General features: G+C 61.9%; 11 protein-coding genes and 1 rRNA gene. 10 read left to right on the top strand and 2 right to left on the bottom strand.

Going from position 1 to position 16,650, the window contains the following annotated elements:
- Positions 1 to 4: 4 nt before the first annotated feature.
- The 4 genes from ACN9M3_RS30860 to ACN9M3_RS30845 all read left to right on the top strand — a co-directional run bounded on the left by ACN9M3_RS30860 (position 5) and on the right by ACN9M3_RS30845 (position 4,331).
- Positions 5 to 757, top strand: coding sequence for a DUF2135 domain-containing protein (locus ACN9M3_RS30860; protein WP_426319686.1), 753 nt, complete (start codon positions 5 to 7; stop codon positions 755 to 757).
- A 125-nt stretch (positions 758 to 882) separates the two neighbouring features.
- Positions 883 to 1,344, top strand: a complete 462-nt coding sequence (pedF, locus tag ACN9M3_RS30855) for a cytochrome c-550 PedF (protein WP_426166217.1) — start codon at positions 883 to 885, stop codon at positions 1,342 to 1,344.
- A gap of 12 nt (positions 1,345 to 1,356) precedes the next feature.
- The gene (locus ACN9M3_RS30850; protein ID WP_426319684.1) at positions 1,357 to 2,172 is read left to right on the top strand and encodes a substrate-binding periplasmic protein; all 816 of its coding nucleotides are present in this window, start codon (positions 1,357 to 1,359) and stop codon (positions 2,170 to 2,172) included.
- On the top strand, positions 2,169 to 4,331 hold the full coding sequence (locus tag ACN9M3_RS30845; protein ID WP_426319682.1) for a TonB-dependent receptor: 2,163 nt from the start codon (positions 2,169 to 2,171) through the stop codon (positions 4,329 to 4,331). Before ACN9M3_RS30850 ends, ACN9M3_RS30845 begins: the two co-directional genes overlap by 4 nt.
- Here ACN9M3_RS30845 and ACN9M3_RS30840 read toward each other — a convergent pair.
- The gene (locus ACN9M3_RS30840) at positions 4,328 to 6,457 is read right to left on the bottom strand and encodes a TonB-dependent receptor family protein (RefSeq protein WP_426319680.1); all 2,130 of its coding nucleotides are present in this window, start codon (positions 6,455 to 6,457) and stop codon (positions 4,328 to 4,330) included. The two genes, ACN9M3_RS30845 and ACN9M3_RS30840, sit on opposite strands and share 4 nt — an antisense overlap.
- A 150-nt stretch (positions 6,458 to 6,607) precedes the next feature.
- Here ACN9M3_RS30840 and ACN9M3_RS30835 point away from each other — a divergent pair, with 150 nt between their 5' ends.
- The 5 genes from ACN9M3_RS30835 to ACN9M3_RS30815 all read left to right on the top strand — a co-directional run bounded on the left by ACN9M3_RS30835 (position 6,608) and on the right by ACN9M3_RS30815 (position 12,668).
- Complete coding sequence (locus tag ACN9M3_RS30835; RefSeq protein WP_426319678.1) at positions 6,608 to 7,546, top strand: beta-propeller fold lactonase family protein; 939 nt, start codon at positions 6,608 to 6,610, stop codon at positions 7,544 to 7,546.
- 127 nt (positions 7,547 to 7,673) lie between these two features.
- A complete protein-coding gene (gene adh, locus ACN9M3_RS30830) occupies positions 7,674 to 9,194 on the top strand; it encodes an aldehyde dehydrogenase (protein ID WP_426319676.1) in 1,521 nt (506 codons plus the stop codon).
- 22 nt (positions 9,195 to 9,216) lie between these two features.
- A complete protein-coding gene (locus ACN9M3_RS30825) occupies positions 9,217 to 9,609 on the top strand; it encodes a DUF779 domain-containing protein (protein WP_426319674.1) in 393 nt (130 codons plus the stop codon).
- Positions 9,610 to 9,626: 17 nt separating this feature from the next.
- Entirely contained in the window at positions 9,627 to 11,342 is a 1,716-nt protein-coding gene (locus ACN9M3_RS30820; RefSeq protein ID WP_426323885.1) for a PQQ-dependent methanol/ethanol family dehydrogenase, read from the top strand.
- Between the two features lie 174 nt (positions 11,343 to 11,516).
- Positions 11,517 to 12,668: a porin gene (locus ACN9M3_RS30815; protein ID WP_426166199.1), complete on the top strand. Its 1,152-nt coding sequence runs from the start codon at positions 11,517 to 11,519 to the stop codon at positions 12,666 to 12,668.
- Between the two features lie 5 nt (positions 12,669 to 12,673).
- Here ACN9M3_RS30815 and ACN9M3_RS30810 read toward each other — a convergent pair whose 3' ends face one another.
- Positions 12,674 to 14,614: a sigma-54-dependent Fis family transcriptional regulator gene (locus tag ACN9M3_RS30810; protein WP_426319671.1), complete on the bottom strand. Its 1,941-nt coding sequence runs from the start codon at positions 14,612 to 14,614 to the stop codon at positions 12,674 to 12,676.
- A gap of 465 nt (positions 14,615 to 15,079) precedes the next feature.
- On the opposite strand from ACN9M3_RS30810, the gene ACN9M3_RS30805 reads away from it, so the two are divergent.
- Positions 15,080 to 16,610, top strand: a 16S ribosomal RNA gene (locus ACN9M3_RS30805).
- Positions 16,611 to 16,650 lie beyond the last annotated feature (40 nt).

Here is a 16,650-nt window from a genome sequence, read left to right as displayed (position 1 = left end):
GCACATGAAGAAACTCTGCCTCCCGCTGTTGCTGTTGCCCGCCTGCGCCATGGCGCAAGTGAGCATTGAATCGCCCAAGAGCGGCTGGCGCCATTCGGGCGGCAGCGAGGAGCAGTACACCCAGACCGTGAATTACCCGGCATCGGTCGTGAACATGCAGCCAGGGCAGGCCGAAACGGCGCAGATCCGCGGCAAGATCGCGGGCGCCGGCCGGAACAAGCCGGCCAAGCTGATTGTCAACGGCGTGGCCATGCCGGTCGAGTTGCAGGAAGATGGCAGCTTTGCGCGTCCCTACATCTTCAGCCCCGGCTCGAACGGCGTCGAGGTGCGTTCGCCGGACGGCAAGAGCCGCGCGCGCAGCCAGTTCTACGACAGCTACAGCGGCAAGACCAAGTCGCGCCTGCGGATTGTGCTGTCCTGGGACAGTCCGGGGACCGATGTCGACCTGCACGTGATCACGCCGAATGGCGGCCACTCCTGGTTTGGCCAGCGCATGCTGCCCGACGGCAGCGGGCTGGATGTCGACGTCACCGGCGGCTATGGCCCGGAGATCTATTCCAGCCCGGCGCCGGCCAAGGGCAACTACCACGTCTATGTGAATTATTTCGGCGGCAACTCCGAGAAGCAGGTCATCACCGTGGCCACCGTCTCGATCATCACCAATGAGAACACGCCGAGCGAAAAGCAGCAGACCTTCATGGTGCCGCTGCGTGCCGCGGGCGAACTGACCCTGGTGAAGTCCTTCGTCTATCCCTGATGTGACACCTGGCCTGTGACAGGTGTTCCAAACTGGAGCAGCTGTCCTGCCCCACAAGGCGGAAAATCATGGCACGCCGTTTGCTCCTGAATGGTTATTACAACCACACCATGCAGGAGACATCCATGAAACGCCTGATCCTTGCCGTTGCCGCAGCGGCCGCAGTCACCACCTCATTGTTCGCCGTCGCACACGGCAATGTGACGCCGCAGGGCGTCGACACCACCGGCCTGCCGGTCCTCGGCGATAAATGGCGCGATGAAAACCCTTACAAAGACAACAAGCTGGCGCTGAAGATCGGCTCTTCCGCCTATAACCAGAACTGCGCCCGCTGCCACGGCCTGGAAGCAGTTTCCGGCGGCATTGCCCCCGACCTGCGCATGCTGGACCGCGATTGCGTCGGCATGCGCAACGAGACCAAGAAGCAGGCGTGCTACAAAGAGATCGACCGCTACTTCCTGACCTCGATCCGCGGCGGCAAGGTACGTAACGGCGCCGTGTACATGCCGCCGTTCGAAGGGGTCTTCAACCAGGAAGCCATGTGGGCCATCAAGACCTACCTGGAAACCCGTCGCGTTACCAACTGACGCGAGGCCGCCATGCTTATCCTGCGCCTGCGCGGCCTCCGCGCCATGCTGCTGATCTGCTGCGCCCTGCTGGTCGCCGCACTGCCGGTACATGCTGAAACCGGCATCCTGAAGGTCGCCGTCTACCAGGAGTTCGCCCCGTTCTCCGACAAGGGCCAGGGCGTCGATATCGACCTGGCTGCGGCCCTGGCCCGGAAGCTGTCGCTGAAACTGAGCCTGCTGCCTTTCCCGGCGGGCGAAAACCTGAACGACGACTTGCGCAATATGGTATGGAAGGGGCACTACCTGGGCTACGGCCCGGCGGACGTCATGCTGCACGTACCGGTGGACCGCGCGCTGATGGCGTCCAACGACAAGGTGGAGATCTTCGCGCCCTACCACGTGGAGGCAGTGCGCCTGGTGCGCAGTGCACGCAGCATTCCCGTGTTCGATGGCATGGCTTCCCTCGCGGGCAAGCGCATTGGGGTGGAGCAGGTCTCCCTGGCGGGCATGGTGATGCTGGGGGAGGGGAATGGGCGTTTCCGCGACCAGGTGCATCTGTTCCACACTGCGGCCGAGGCTTTGCAGAAGCTGAAGGCCGGGGAGCTGGATGCGGTGCTCGCGACGCGCTCGGAGATCGAGTCCGAATTGCGGGGCGACCTTGCTTTCCCGGTGGAGCAGGTCAGTTTCCAGCGCCTGCCGCGCGCTGGGTGGGCGGTTGGCATGGCAGTGCGCAAGGACAATACGGAGGCGGCGCGCAAACTGCAGGCGGCCTTGAATGAGCTGGCTGCCAGCGGTGAGCTGAAGGAGATCTTTGCGCGCCATGGCGTGCAATTGGCAAAGCCATGAAGCGGAGCGCTTTGGGAGGACTGCTGGCGCTCCTGGCGGCGGCAGCGCGTGGCGAGGGAGGCGGTACGGGCGGCGGTATCCCGTCGGTGGAGATTGTCAGTATTGCACCCGTCGGTGCCCTCGTCACCGACCGCCGCCTGCTGCCGTATGCCGTGCAGCTTGGCGCCGCACCGCTGCAGGGCGAGACCCTGGCGGAAACCATGGCGCGCACGCTAGCTGGCGTCAACCTGAATGAGGTTTCCGGCAGTCCCTACCAGCATGACGTGACGTATCGGGGCTTCCGGGCATCGCCGCTGCTTGGCACTGCGCAGGGATTGTCGGTCTATCTCGACGGCGTGCGGGTGAACGAGCCGTTCGGCGATGTCGTGAATTGGGACATGCTGCCGGAAGCGGCCATCGGGCAAGTGCTGCTGGCGCCGGGATCGAACCCGCTGTATGGACTGAGTACGCTGGGCGGAGCGCTGGTGCTGGTGACGCGCAATGGACGGGATGATCCGGGCGGCAGCGTCAGCGTCACTGGCGCCAGCTATGGACGTCGGCAAGTGGAGCTGTCGCACGGAGCGCATGGCGATGGCGGATGGCACAGCTATGTGGCGGCCACCTTGTTCCACGACCGCGGCTGGCGGGCCGACTCGCCGGGGCAGTTGGCCCGGCTGTTCGCCAAGGCAGGGCGCAGCGCGGGGCCCTTCGAATGGGACATATCGGTACTGGCAGGCGGCAGTCGGCTGGTGGGGAACGGCCTGCTGCCGGACGGCCTGTACCAAGCCGACCGGCGGGCGGTGTACACCAGTCCTGACCGCAGCCGCAACCAGTTGCGCCAGGTGCAGGCCAGCCTGCTTAAGCATCTCGATGGGGGAGCGCAGCTATCCTTGTCCGCTTACACCCGCAGCAGCCGGCGCGATGGCGTGAACGGCGATGTCGGCGATGATGCAGAAGACGCCAATAGCGGCGATCCGGTACCCGCCAGCTTCAACACGGCCGTGACACGGCAGCGCAGCCAGGGCGCGAATGCAAGCTGGCAGTGTACCTTGGGCGCGCACCGGCTGGCGCTGGGGACGACATTCGACCGCAGCAGCGTATCCTTCGCCCAATATAGCCAGGCTGGCGAGTTCGGCGCACGGCGCGAAGTGCTGGCGCTGCCCGGCAGCGAGCCGGAACTGGAAGCTGCGGTCGATGGTACCGCCCGCAGCGCTTCCCTGTTCGCCAGCGATACCTGGACGCTGGGCGGTGACTGGTCCCTGACCGCCTCCGCGCGTTACGCCTGGGCGCACCTGTCAAACACCCTCCGACACGATGACGGCGCGGGGCAGCACGAACGCTTCACCTACCGTAAGCTGAATCCAGCGCTCGGCGTGACCTACCAGGCGGCCCCGAAGCTCACGCTGTTCGCCAATGCCTCCCAAAGCAACCGCGTACCGACCGTGATCGAACTGGGATGCGCGGACCCCGAGCAACCCTGCCGCTTGCCAGTCGGCCTGCAATCGGACCCATACCTGAAGCAGGTCGTGTCACGTACCGTGGAAGCGGGCGCTCGCTGGAAGCAGGATGGCCAGCAAGCTTCGCTGGCCATCTATCGCACGCAAAACAGGGACGACATCCTGTTCCGCACAGCCGGCGTCTCCCAGCACGGCTACTTTGCCAACTTTCCCCGCACACGGCATCAAGGGGCAGACATCACGGCCAGCTTGCGCGCCGCCAGTGTGCAGTTGACGATTGTCTACAGCTTCCTCGATGCCGTGTACGGCGCAGATGGCAGCCTGTTCACCGGTAGCCGCGACGTGACGGTACGGAAAGGCACACGGATGGCAGGCCTGCCGCGCCACACTTTCAAGCTTGGCGCAGATTGGCACGTGTCGGAGGCACTGTCATTGAGCGCTACCCTGCAAGCCGCCTCCAGCATGGCCATCCTTGGCAACGAAGATGGCGCGCGGCCGGGCTGGCGCGTTGGCGGCCATACCCTGCTTGGCTTGCAAGCCAGCTACCGTCCGAATGAAAAATGGGAATGGCAGGTGCGTATCAATAACGCCACCAATCGCCGATATGAAACCTTCGGCGCGATGGCTGCCGACTTCTTCTCCACAGGCCAGGCGCAAGAGGCCCGCTTCGTGGCGCCCGGCGCACCACGCACGGTGACAGCCGGGCTGCGCATCAATTACTAGAACTGGTACTGGGCGCTGACGCCCATCACCCAGTTGCGTCCGGGAGCGGCTTCGAAATAGCGCTTGTTGCTGTCGCCGACAATCACCGAACCGATGTAACGGCGATCGGCCAGGTTGTTCAGGCGCGCAAATTCGCTGATGCGCCATCCGCCTGTCGACTGCTTTGCGACCACACGCGCATTCAGGATGCTGTAGCCAGGCGCTGGCTTGTCGGCATTCGCATCTTCGGCATACACGCTCGCCACCGAAAGTGATTCCAACGCTGCAGTGAAGTGCTCGCCGCTGGACTTCCATGCCAGTTCGGCAAACAGGCTGGCGCGCGGCACGCCAGGCAAACGGGCGCCTTCACGCACGCTGCCAAAGGGCTTTTCGTAAGTCGCCTTCAGCAAGGTGGCTGCCACGCGCCCGCTGAAGCCAGCCCCCAGCTTGCTGTCCAACGATACTTCGGCGCCCTGGCGCAGGGTTTCGCTGGCGTTGCGGTAGCTGGTGCGGCCGCCACTCGAAGCATCGACCACCAGTTCATCGTGCGTGCGCACCTGGAACAATGCGGCATCGATTCGGGTGTCGCCGGCACGTGCCTTGATGCCTGCTTCGATGTGTGTGCTGCGCGCTGGCCGCAACTGGAAGTTGAAACCGGCACCGGTGCCGGAATAGAACAGCTCATTCAAGGTTGGCGCCTCGAAGCCGCGCGCCGCCGTCGCATACAGGTTCACCGCCGGCGACAGCTTGTACAAAACTCCCAGCAGGGGCGTAGTCCGGCTGTAGCGCAGGGCGCCGCTGTCATTGCCATTGCCCAGGAAATGGTCGTCCACTGATACTCGCATGCGGCTGTGGCGCAGGCCCGCGGTGAACTGCCAGCGTTCGCCCTGCCATTCCGTTTGCAGGTAGGGATCGGTGTTCGACACCACGTCGTTCTCGTCGCGCCGCAGCTTGCCCTGCACGCCGAACGTATTGCCGATGAAATTCTCATACCCCTTGCGGTCATCGCTCGATCGGCCGTACTCGACGCCCACCGTGGTCGTCAGCCTGCCGCCGGCAAGTTCGCGCATGTCCTGCCAGTTGATGTCGGTGCCGTAGAAATCGCGGTCGAAGTCGACCACTCCGCCCGAATGGCTGGCCGGCGCCTGGAAGCCTTTGGAAAACGCCTGGAACTGCGTCACGCGGCGATTGCCGCCCCACAGGCCGACGTGCAGCCGGCCTGACTCGAAGCGCTGGTCCCAGCTGGCGCCTCCCTGCTGGTGGTCAATGCTCTTGCGGGTGTTATAGCGCTCCGCCAGCGTGCGCTTGGGTACTTGCGTGTCGGTGGCATCGATTTCGCCGGCACGCGGGTCGCGTTGCCAAGTGGCCCAGGTTACGCCCAGCGGGTCTTGCGTGTCCTCCTGGCGCAGACCGTTGGCGACCAGCACCAGCTTCGCACCGGGTAGCGGCTGCATGGTCAGCTTGGCCATCGCCTGGTCGCGGCGGGCGGCGCTGTGGTCGCGGTAACCATCGGTATCGAAGCGCGAGGCATCCAGCACATAGCCTATGCCGGCAGCGCTTCCTTGCGCATTCAGGTCGGTCTTGCGCAGGCCGTCGCTGCCAGCGGCAAAGCTGGCTTCCACCGTCGGCGCACCTTCGCCGTCGCGGGTAAAGAGCTGGATCACGCCGCCGGCATGGTTGCCGTAGATGGCGGAGTAGGGGCCGCGCAGCACCTCGATGCGCTCTGCCATGTCCAGGTTGAAGGTAGCGGCCTGGCCTTGGCCGTCCGGCATGCTGGCCGGGATGCCATCTGTGATCAGGCGCACGCCGCGCACGGCGAAAGCCGACCGGGCGCCAAACCCGCGCGAAGAAACCTGCAAGTCCTGTGCGTAGTTCTGCCGGTTCTGCACCACCACGCCTGGAACGGCGGCCAGGGACTCCGAGGCATTCACGCGCAACTGTCCGTCACGGATGTGCTGTGCATCGAGCACGTTGATCGCGGCCGGCAGGTCGAAGCTGGAATGCTCGACGCGGCTGCCGCTGATGACGACAACGTCGGCGATCGCAGCGCCTTCCGGCGTGGCTTCGGCCGACGCAGCATGCGCCAGCATGGGGGAAAACAGGCTGGCCAGCAGGGCGGCGATGGCGTTCAAGCGAATGGGGTTCATGTTCAGTCTCCTCGGATCGGTTCAGCGTGCCCGCTGCGCGGGTCTCCCGATCACATAAGCAATATGCCTGCCAAGCCAACGACAGGCCGCACGTTTGCTGGCATATCGCTTGCATAACTAACGGGCACACACCATACCAAAGGAGACATCATGAAGGCAAACCCGTTCGCAGCATTGTGTGCTGCAGGCGCCGCCAGCCTCGCTTTTGCCGCGCCATTCGCCTATGTGCCGAACGAGAAGTCCGGCACCATCAGCGTCATCGATACCGCAACCGATAGCGTGGTACGCCAGTTGAATGCCGGAAAACGGCCGCGCGGCATCGGCATTGATCCGGGCGGGCGCCAGCTTTTTGTCAGCGATGCCTCCAGCGGCAGCCTGCTGGCCATCGACAGCATGGCGGGCAGCAGCGTAACGCTGGCGCTGGGGCGCTCGCCGGAGGGCGTCAGCGTCTCGCCGGACGGCAAGCTGGTGGCGGTAGCCGTGGAAGAGGGCAATAGCGTGGCGCTGTTCGATGCCGTCACCCACGCGCGGCTGGCGGATATCCCGGTGCAAGGCCGCAATCCGGAGCACGCAGTCTTCAGCCCGGACAGCCGCTACCTCTATGTCAGCGCCGAGGAGGCGGAGCAGGTCGACGTGATTGACGTGGCGCAGCGCCGCCAGTCCGGCTCCGTCGCGGTAGGCCTGCGCCCGCGCGGGATCGGCTTCGCGCCCGATTCCAGCCGGGTGTACGTCGCGTGCGAGATGGCGAATGCAGTGTACGTGATCGACCCGGCCACGCTGCGCACGCTGGCCACCATTCCCGCCGGACGCAATGCAAACGGCATCGCCGTCCACCCGGACGGGCGTAGCGTGTACGTCTCCAACGGGATGGACGGCAGCGTGATGCGAATCGATACCGCCCGCAATGAAGTGACCGCCACGATTGCAGTCGGCAAGCGTCCCTGGAATATGGCGATCACTCCGGACGGCAGCAAGCTCTATGTCGCCAACGGCCGCTCCAACAAAGTCTCGGTGATCGATACCGCTACCGCACGCAAGGTGGCTGATATCCCGGTCGGCGAACTGCCCTGGGGCGTGGTGATCCGTTGATTTGCGCAACAGTTGTTCAAGTTTGGAACAGTTGTTGTTGCGCGGTGCTTCGGCCAAGGAGCAAAAGCCGCTGGCACGGCAATTGCGAATAAGGCAGTACCCACAACCACTCAATATAGAGGACGACATGAATCTCGCCGACATCAGCAAACTGGGCGTCGCCAATCCCTTCAAGACCCGTTACGATAACTTCATCGGCGGCAAATTCGTCCCGCCGGTCAAAGGCGAGTACTTCGCCAATATCACGCCGATCACCGGCCTGCCTTTCTGCGAGATCGCACGCTCCACCGCCGAGGATGTCGAGCTGGCGCTGGACGCCGCGCACGCAGCCAAGGCTGCATGGGGCAAGACTTCGCCGACCGAGCGTGCAAATATCCTGAACAAGATGGCTGACCGCATGGAGCAGAACCTGCAGCTCATCGCGACCGCTGAAACCATCGACAACGGCAAGCCGATCCGCGAAACGATGGCGGCAGACATTCCGCTGGCGATCGACCATTTCCGCTACTTCGCCGGCTGCATCCGCGCCCAGGAGGGTACGGTGGCGCAGGTCGACTCCGAAACCTATGCATATCACTTCCATGAACCGCTCGGCGTGGTCGGCCAGATCATTCCATGGAACTTCCCGATCCTGATGGCGGTATGGAAGTTGGCCCCTGCGCTGGCCGCCGGCAACTGTGTCGTGCTCAAGCCAGCCGAGCAAACCCCGGCCTCCATCATGGTGTTGCTGGAGCTGATCGGCGACCTGCTGCCGGCTGGCGTGCTGAATGTGGTGAACGGCTTCGGCCTGGAAGCGGGCAAGCCGCTGGCTTCGAGCAAGCGTATCGCCAAGGTGGCCTTCACCGGCGAAACCGGCACCGGCCGCCTGATCATGGGCTATGCGGCGCAGAACCTGATCCCGGTCACTCTGGAACTGGGCGGCAAGTCGCCCAACATTTTCTTCGAAGACGTGATGTCGGCTGACGATGCCTTCTTCGACAAATGCCTGGAAGGCTTTGCCATGTTTGCGCTGAACCAGGGCGAAGTCTGCACCTGTCCATCGCGCGTGCTGATCCAGGAATCGATCTACGAACGCTTCATCGAGCGTGCGCTGAAACGCGTGGCAGCGATCAAGCAAGGCAACCCGCTGGACCACGGCACCATGATCGGCGCCCAGGCTTCGCAGGAGCAGCTTGAAAAGATCCTGTCATATATGGACGTCGGCCGACAGGAAGGCGCGCAACTGCTGGCGGGCGGCGAGCGCCAGGTGCTGGCCGGCGACCTGGAAGGCGGCTACTACGTGCGTCCAACCGTATTCAAAGGCGACAACACCATGCGCATCTTCCAGGAAGAGATCTTCGGCCCGGTGGTATCGGTCACTACCTTCAAGGACGAAGACGAAGCGCTGGCGATTGCCAACGACACCCTGTACGGACTGGGCGCTGGTGTCTGGAGCCGCGACGGCAGCCGCGCCTTCCGCATGGGCCGCGCCATCCAGGCCGGCCGCGTCTGGACCAACTGCTACCACCTTTATCCGGCCCACGCTGCGTTCGGCGGCTACAAGCAGTCGGGCATTGGCCGCGAGACCCACAAGATGATGCTCGACCACTACCAGCAGACCAAGAACCTGCTGGTCAGCTACAACCCTAACGCGCTGGGCTTCTTCTGAGGCAGGAAAGGCGGGGCGAAGCATGGACAACGCAATTGCCAGGGTCACAGCGACCGCACCGGCGCTGGAATTCATCGACCAACTGCACCAGCAGCACGGCCCGATCATGTTTTTCCAGTCGGGCGGCTGCTGCGACGGCAGCGCGCCGATGTGCTATCCGGCGGGTGAGTTCGACGTCAGCGAGACCGACGTCTACCTCGGCAGCCTGGGCGGCGCGCCTTTCTATATTGGGCTTGAACAGTACGGGTACTGGGAACACACCCAACTGATCGTGGACGTGGTGGCCGGCATCGGCGGCATGTTCTCGCTCGATAACGGCACCGGCAAACGTTTCCTGCTTCGTTCGCGCCTGTTCACCGACGAGGAATGCACGACACTCGGGAAAATAGACCATAAAAAAGGAGACAGGACGTGAAATACATCACCATCGGAATGCTGCTGGGGGCGGCGACGCTGGCGCAGGCTGCCAGCGTGACCACGACAATGCTGGATAACGCTGCGAAGGACACCAGCAGCGTGCTTTCCTCCGGCATGGGTTCGGAAGGGCAGCGCTACTCGCTGCTCAAGCAGATCAACACGCAGAATGTCAGCCGTCTTGTGCCGGCGTGGTCGTTCTCGTTCGGCGGCGAAAAGCAGCGCGGCCAGGAATCGCAGCCGCTGATCTACAACGGCAAGATGTTTGTGACCGCGTCGTACTCGCGCATCTTCGCCATCGACCTCAGGACCGGCAGCAAGCTGTGGAAGTACGAGCATCGCCTGCCGGACGCCATCATGCCTTGCTGTGACGTGGTCAATCGCGGCGCGGCGCTGTATGACAACCTGGTGATCTTCGGCACGCTGGATGCGCAGCTGGTCGCACTGGACCAGGAAACCGGCAAAGTAGTCTGGAAGGAGAAGGTGGACGACTACGCGGCAGGCTACTCGATGACTGCCGCACCGCTGGTCGCCAATGGCGTGCTGTTGACAGGCGTTTCCGGCGGCGAGTTCGGCATCGTCGGCCGTGTGGAGGGCCGTGACCCGAAGACTGGCGAACTGCTGTGGATGCGCCCAACGGTCGAGGGCCATATGGGCTACAAGTACGACAGCGAAGGCAAGGCAACGGAGACCGGCGTCACCGGCTCGGTCAACAAGTCGTGGCCTGGCGAATTGTGGAAAACCGGCGGCGCTTCGACCTGGATGGGCGGCACCTACGACCCGAAGACAGGCCTGGCTTACTTTGGCACCGGTAATCCGGCGCCATGGAACAGCCACCTGCGACCCGGCGACAACCTGTATTCCTCGTCCACCGTGGCGCTCGACCCGAAAACCGGCGCCATCAAATGGGCTTATCAGAATACGCCGAACGACGCCTGGGACTTCGACGGCGCCAACGAGTTCGTCACCTTCGACATGGACGGCAAGTGTTATGGCGGCAAGGCCGACCGCAACGGCTTCTTCTACGTGATCGATGCCAACGACGGTAAGCTGCAGAACGCCTTCCCCTTCGTCCGCAAGATCACCTGGGCCAGCGGCATTGACCTGAAGACCGGCCGTCCGAACTACATCGTCGAAGGCCGTCCAGGCGACCCGACCAAAGGCGAAGAAGGCAAGAAAGGCGCATCGGTCTTCGCGGCGCCGGCCTTCCTTGGCGCGAAGAACCAGCAGCCGATGGCTTACAGCCCGCAGACAAAGCTGTTCTATGTTCCGGCAAACGAATGGGGCATGGATATCTGGAATGAGCCGATCAGCTACAAGAAAGGCGGTGCTTACCTCGGCGCTGGCTTCACCATCAAGCCGCTGTTCGACGATTACATCGGCGCCTTGCGCGCGATCGATCCGAAAACCGGCAAGATCAAGTGGGAAGTGAAGAACAACGCTCCACTGTGGGGCGGTGCGATGGCGACTGCCGGCGGCCTGGTGTTCTATGGCACGCCGGAAGGCTACCTGAAGGCGCTTGATGCGCAGACCGGCAAGGAACTGTGGAAGTTCCAGACCGGCTCCGGCGTGGTGGCGCCGCCAATTACCTGGCAGGACGGCGGCACGCAATATGTGGCCGTGGTTTCCGGCTGGGGCGGTGCGGTGCCGCTGTGGGGCGGCGAAGTGGCGAAGAAAGTCAATCTGCTTGAACAGGGTGGCTCGGTGTGGGTCTTCAAGCTGGCGCCGAAATAAACGATCTCCATGTGTTGCATTAGCGGCCTGCGGGCCGCTTTTTTTTTGAACAGCGCTGATCCGATATTGCGCAGGTCGGAGCGAATTCTTCATACGCTCCCTAGCGCGCCGAACCGGCACGCAAATTGCCCTGTCCCTTGTGCAGCATCCATCAATCAAACCGAGGAGACAACAATGAAGAAGATCGTGCTTGCCGCCACTGCCGGCGCAATGCTGGCCCCTGCAGTCCATGCCGTGGATATCAAGGCCGGCGACTGGAACGTGAATGTTGGCGGCATCGTCAACGCGTACTATACGTATGTGTCGTGCAGCGGCGATGCAGTGGGCGGCCTGGCGCTGGCGACTGAAGGCATCGGCTGCGGTGGAGAAGATCGCCGCACCACCATCGGCAACGGCTTGCTGCCGAATGGACTGGTTACTTCAGCCACCACGAAGCAGTCCGGCTTCGACATCAAGGCGCACATTGGCATCTATCACGCAACGGCAACCGACAGCGCCATCGCGCAGAACAGTGAAGTCGACGTGCGCCAGGCGTATTTCAGCTTCGGGAATGCTGACCTGGGGACTTTCAAGCTGGGGCGGGACAACGGCATCTTCGGCGCCAACGCCATCTTCGGCGACATGACGCTGATCGGCGCCGGCGCACCGGTGCAGGCTACCCAGCGCGGCCGGGTCTCATTGGGCCATATCGGTGCGGGCTATGCCTACGTTGGCTACTACGGGCAAATGGCATACAGCTCGCCCAAGCTGTCCGGGTTCAGCGTCGATGCCGGCGTGTTCAATCCGGTGGCGGATTCACCAATCGTGTCTGCGGCACAGTATTCGACGCGTTCCAATCCGCAGGTCCAGGCCCAGCTGACTTACGCCGATGGCCTGCTGAAGGCGTGGATCGGGGCGAAGTCGCAGAAGTTCAAGGCGGTCGCAGTCGGGGCCAGCGACTTCACCATGTCCGGATGGGAGGCGGGAGCTTCGTTCCAGCAGGGTGCCTTCGGACTGCTGGCGAACTACGAGGGCGGCAAGGGCCTCGGTGTGCTGTCGGATGCGGACCAGGGGAATGTGCGCAGCAAGCACTGGCTGTTGCAGGGCACGTTCAAGGCTAGCGAAAAGCTGAAGCTGGGCCTAGGGTATGGCATCAGCAAGAACGACGACAACACTGCGGGAACGAACGGGTTGAAGTCGAACGCCAACCTCACGGCTGGCGCCTATTACGCGCTGACCGGCGCAATAACACTGGTGGGCGAAGTGGGGCAGACCCGCTCGAAATCCTTCACCGGTGGCGAGGCAAAGATGAATGGCGCCGCTTTCGGCGGCATCCTGTTCTTCTAACCGGCCTACTTGAGATGGGGCAGTTTGCGGTAGATCGTGTTGCGCGAAACGCCCAGGGCGCGTGCCGTGGCGGAGACATTGCCGCCATGCGCTTCCAGGGTCCGCACGATCAGGGCCTGCTCCATGTCTTCCAGCCGCGCGCCGGTGCAAGGCATGGTGGCCGCAGTGGCGGCTACGCTGGCGGCGGCAGGGGCAGCGGCAGCAGCAACAGGAAACTCCACCTGGGCCTCCCGCATGTCGTCGAGGAAATCGTCCGGCATATGCTGCAGGCCGATCTCGTCCTCGTCGCCGGCCATGACCACGCCGGTGCGCAGCAGGTTGGTAAGCTGGCGGAAGTTGCCCGGCCATTTATGGCGCAGGAAGAGCTGCATGAGGTCTGGCGCGACGGTATAGCGCTTGCCGCCACTGTCGGTCGTCAGGATCTTGTTGACCACGGTCTCGAGGTCGGTGCGTTCGCGCAGCGGCGGCAATTTCACAACCAGCCCGTTCAGGCGGTAATACAGGTCTTCGCGGAACAGGCCCTTGGCCATGCGGTCGCGCAGGTTGTGGTTGGTGGCGCAGATTACTTCCACATTTACCGGAATCGATTTGTCGCTGCCCAGTGGCGTGACCATCCGTTCCTGCAGCACGCGCAGTAGGCGGGCTTGCAATGGGAAGGGCATGTCGCCAATTTCGTCGAGGAATAGGGTGCCGCCATTCGCCTGCAGGATCTTGCCGACTGCGCCCTTCTTGCGCGCACCGGTGAACGCCCCGTCCTCATAGCCAAACAGTTCCGACTCGATCAGGGTCTCTGGAATCGAGGCGCAGTTGACCGGCACGAATGGCCCTTGGGCGCGCGGCGAGTCGTTGTGAATGGCTTGCGCCAGCAATTCCTTGCCGGTGCCAGTCTCCCCCATGATCATGATCGGGATGTCTTTGCCCAGCACGCGGGTGACCTTGTCGATGACCGCCTCAAGCTGCTGGTCGCCGGTGCGCAGGTAGCGCAGGCCGGACAGGCGGCGCGCCGTGTGGGCCGGATTGGTCTGCGCCGGGTGGCTTTCCTCGCGCGCCGAAATGATCGGGTGCTGGAAGTGGTTGTTGGCCAACCGAAGCTGGGCGCGGCCGAACACGCGCACGCCACTATGCAGGCACAGGTCCAGCAGTCCCGGCGCCGCAGTGCGGTAATGGTCGAACAGCGCCGACACCGGAAGGCCGAACAGGGAGCTGAAAGTATGGGACTGCAGCGCCGCGAACGACAGGCCAAGCTGGAACAGGCCGGCGCGGTTGGCTGCGATGAAGCGGCCGCCGGGGGTAAATGAGGCGATGCCCTCCATCAGGGTGCCTATAAATTCAGCACGGGCGTGGAAGTGCAGGGTAATGACGTCTTCGAAAGCGGCGGCAAACAGCTGGTTCTCCACCATCAGGGCCGACATCCGTACCAGGGCCATGGTGTGCTTATGGAAGGAGCGCTGGTCGCCCGAGACATCGAGCACGCCAATCACATTGCCGGCATGGTCGGTAATTGGTGCCGCGGAACAGGTCAGGAAGTGGTTGGCTTGCAGGAAATGTTGATCAGCATGCACCAGGGCCGGCTTGGCTTCGGCGATGGCGGTGCCGATCGCATTGGTGCCTTTACATTGCTCGGACCAGGTGGCGCCGGCCTGCAAGGCGACCCGATTGGCCTTCTCCAGGAAGTCCTCGTCGCCAAGGGAGTGCAGGATCACACCTTTGGCGTCCGTCAGGATCACCATATTGTGAGTGTTCACGATCTGCTGGTAGAGCGTTTCCATTGCCGGCACGGCATGCGTGTGCAACAAGCGGTTCTGCTCAATGATATGGGATAGGGAGCAGCGGTCGATGGGGCCCAGGTCTACGTCGCTGCACGGATCGAGGCCATAAGTGCGTGAGCGCAGGTGCGCAGTCTCGATGATTGCGTTGTTCACATTTGGAACAGTTTCCTGTTGCATGTCTCCCCCAGCAGCCTTTGTGGCTTTCTTTAATGTAGCACCTGTGTCAAAACTGAACAAAAGCAGATTGCCAGACGCGTTGCATTGTTAAGCAAGCAAACAAGATGCCAGATACCCCTTGCGCTCTGGGAGCCGGTCGGCTATAGTTCTGTCCCTCGCAACGCAGCGCAGTCAAACGACAACGCAGCGAAGCGAAAAAGAAGGGGTTGACGAGTTGCACGCTGTACCGCATAATCTCGCTTCTCTGCTGCTGACGAACACAACGCTTCGTCGACAATACAAGGCAGCGATCTTTAAAAATCAACAGTCGATAAGTGTGGGCGTTTGACGATATGCCCGGACCTTCGGGTCCGATGCTCAAAATATACGTTATAACGCTCGCACAAAATAAACGTAAATCTCGAAAGAGATTTCGTCAGTATTTTGAGTGAGTGACCTCGGTAGCAATATCGAAAAACAGAGATTGAACTGAAGAGTTTGATCCTGGCTCAGATTGAACGCTGGCGGCATGCTTTACACATGCAAGTCGAACGGCAGCGCGGGCTTCGGCCTGGCGGCGAGTGGCGAACGGGTGAGTAATATATCGGAACGTACCCAAGAGTGGGGGATAACGTAGCGAAAGTTACGCTAATACCGCATACGATCTAAGGATGAAAGCAGGGGATCTTCGGACCTTGTGCTCCTGGAGCGGCCGATATCTGATTAGCTAGTTGGTGAGGTAAAGGCTCACCAAGGCAACGATCAGTAGCTGGTCTGAGAGGACGACCAGCCACACTGGAACTGAGACACGGTCCAGACTCCTACGGGAGGCAGCAGTGGGGAATTTTGGACAATGGGGGCAACCCTGATCCAGCAATGCCGCGTGAGTGAAGAAGGCCTTCGGGTTGTAAAGCTCTTTTGTCAGGGAAGAAAAGGGTCTGGCTAATATCCAGATCTGCTGACGGTACCTGAAGAATAAGCACCGGCTAACTACGTGCCAGCAGCCGCGGTAATACGTAGGGTGCAAGCGTTAATCGGAATTACTGGGCGTAAAGCGTGCGCAGGCGGTTTCGTAAGTCTGTCGTGAAATCCCCGGGCTTAACCTGGGAATGGCGATGGAGACTGCGAGGCTAGAGTTTGGCAGAGGGGGGTAGAATTCCACGTGTAGCAGTGAAATGCGTAGAGATGTGGAGGAACACCGATGGCGAAGGCAGCCCCCTGGGTCAAAACTGACGCTCATGCACGAAAGCGTGGGGAGCAAACAGGATTAGATACCCTGGTAGTCCACGCCCTAAACGATGTCTACTAGTTGTTGGGTCTTAATTGACTTAGTAACGCAGCTAACGCGTGAAGTAGACCGCCTGGGGAGTACGGTCGCAAGATTAAAACTCAAAGGAATTGACGGGGACCCGCACAAGCGGTGGATGATGTGGATTAATTCGATGCAACGCGAAAAACCTTACCTACCCTTGACATGGCAGGAATCCTGGAGAGATCCGGGAGTGCTCGAAAGAGAACCTGCACACAGGTGCTGCATGGCTGTCGTCAGCTCGTGTCGTGAGATGTTGGGTTAAGTCCCGCAACGAGCGCAACCCTTGTCATTAGTTGCTACGCAAGAGCACTCTAATGAGACTGCCGGTGACAAACCGGAGGAAGGTGGGGATGACGTCAAGTCCTCATGGCCCTTATGGGTAGGGCTTCACACGTCATACAATGGTACATACAGAGGGCCGCCAACCCGCGAGGGGGAGCTAATCCCAGAAAGTGTATCGTAGTCCGGATTGTAGTCTGCAACTCGACTACATGAAGTTGGAATCGCTAGTAATCGCGGATCAGCATGTCGCGGTGAATACGTTCCCGGGTCTTGTACACACCGCCCGTCACACCATGGGAGCGGGTTTTACCAGAAGTAGGTAGCTTAACCGTAAGGAGGGCGCTTACCACGGTAGGATTCGTGACTGGGGTGAAGTCGTAACAAGGTAGCCGTATCGGAAGGTGCGGCTGGATCACCTCCTTTCTAGAGTCGGCATCAGACTCAAACGTTCACACTTATCGGC

The sequence above is a fragment of the Pseudoduganella sp. R-43 genome, assembly GCF_049913255.1.
In the GTDB taxonomy this organism is placed as follows: Bacteria; Pseudomonadota; Gammaproteobacteria; order Burkholderiales; family Burkholderiaceae_D; genus Rugamonas.
Note: the sequence above shows the minus strand (reverse complement) of the source record. Positions and strands in the feature narration are given on the sequence as shown.

What these genes read in the sequence shown, in the direction of transcription:
- ACN9M3_RS30860 (WP_426319686.1), top strand. Translation starts at nt 5, where the DNA reads ATGAAGAAACTCTGCCTCCCGCTGTTGCTGTTGCCCGCCTGCGCCATG.
- pedF (WP_426166217.1), top strand. Translation starts at nt 883, where the DNA reads ATGAAACGCCTGATCCTTGCCGTTGCCGCAGCGGCCGCAGTCACCACC.
- ACN9M3_RS30850 (WP_426319684.1), top strand. Translation starts at nt 1,357, where the DNA reads ATGCTTATCCTGCGCCTGCGCGGCCTCCGCGCCATGCTGCTGATCTGC.
- ACN9M3_RS30845 (WP_426319682.1), top strand. Translation starts at nt 2,169, where the DNA reads ATGAAGCGGAGCGCTTTGGGAGGACTGCTGGCGCTCCTGGCGGCGGCA.
- ACN9M3_RS30840 (WP_426319680.1), bottom strand. Translation starts at nt 6,457, where the DNA reads ATGAACCCCATTCGCTTGAACGCCATCGCCGCCCTGCTGGCCAGCCTG.
- ACN9M3_RS30835 (WP_426319678.1), top strand. Translation starts at nt 6,608, where the DNA reads ATGAAGGCAAACCCGTTCGCAGCATTGTGTGCTGCAGGCGCCGCCAGC.
- adh (WP_426319676.1), top strand. Translation starts at nt 7,674, where the DNA reads ATGAATCTCGCCGACATCAGCAAACTGGGCGTCGCCAATCCCTTCAAG.
- ACN9M3_RS30825 (WP_426319674.1), top strand. Translation starts at nt 9,217, where the DNA reads ATGGACAACGCAATTGCCAGGGTCACAGCGACCGCACCGGCGCTGGAA.
- ACN9M3_RS30820 (WP_426323885.1), top strand. Translation starts at nt 9,627, where the DNA reads ATGCTGCTGGGGGCGGCGACGCTGGCGCAGGCTGCCAGCGTGACCACG.
- ACN9M3_RS30815 (WP_426166199.1), top strand. Translation starts at nt 11,517, where the DNA reads ATGAAGAAGATCGTGCTTGCCGCCACTGCCGGCGCAATGCTGGCCCCT.
- ACN9M3_RS30810 (WP_426319671.1), bottom strand. Translation starts at nt 14,614, where the DNA reads ATGCAACAGGAAACTGTTCCAAATGTGAACAACGCAATCATCGAGACT.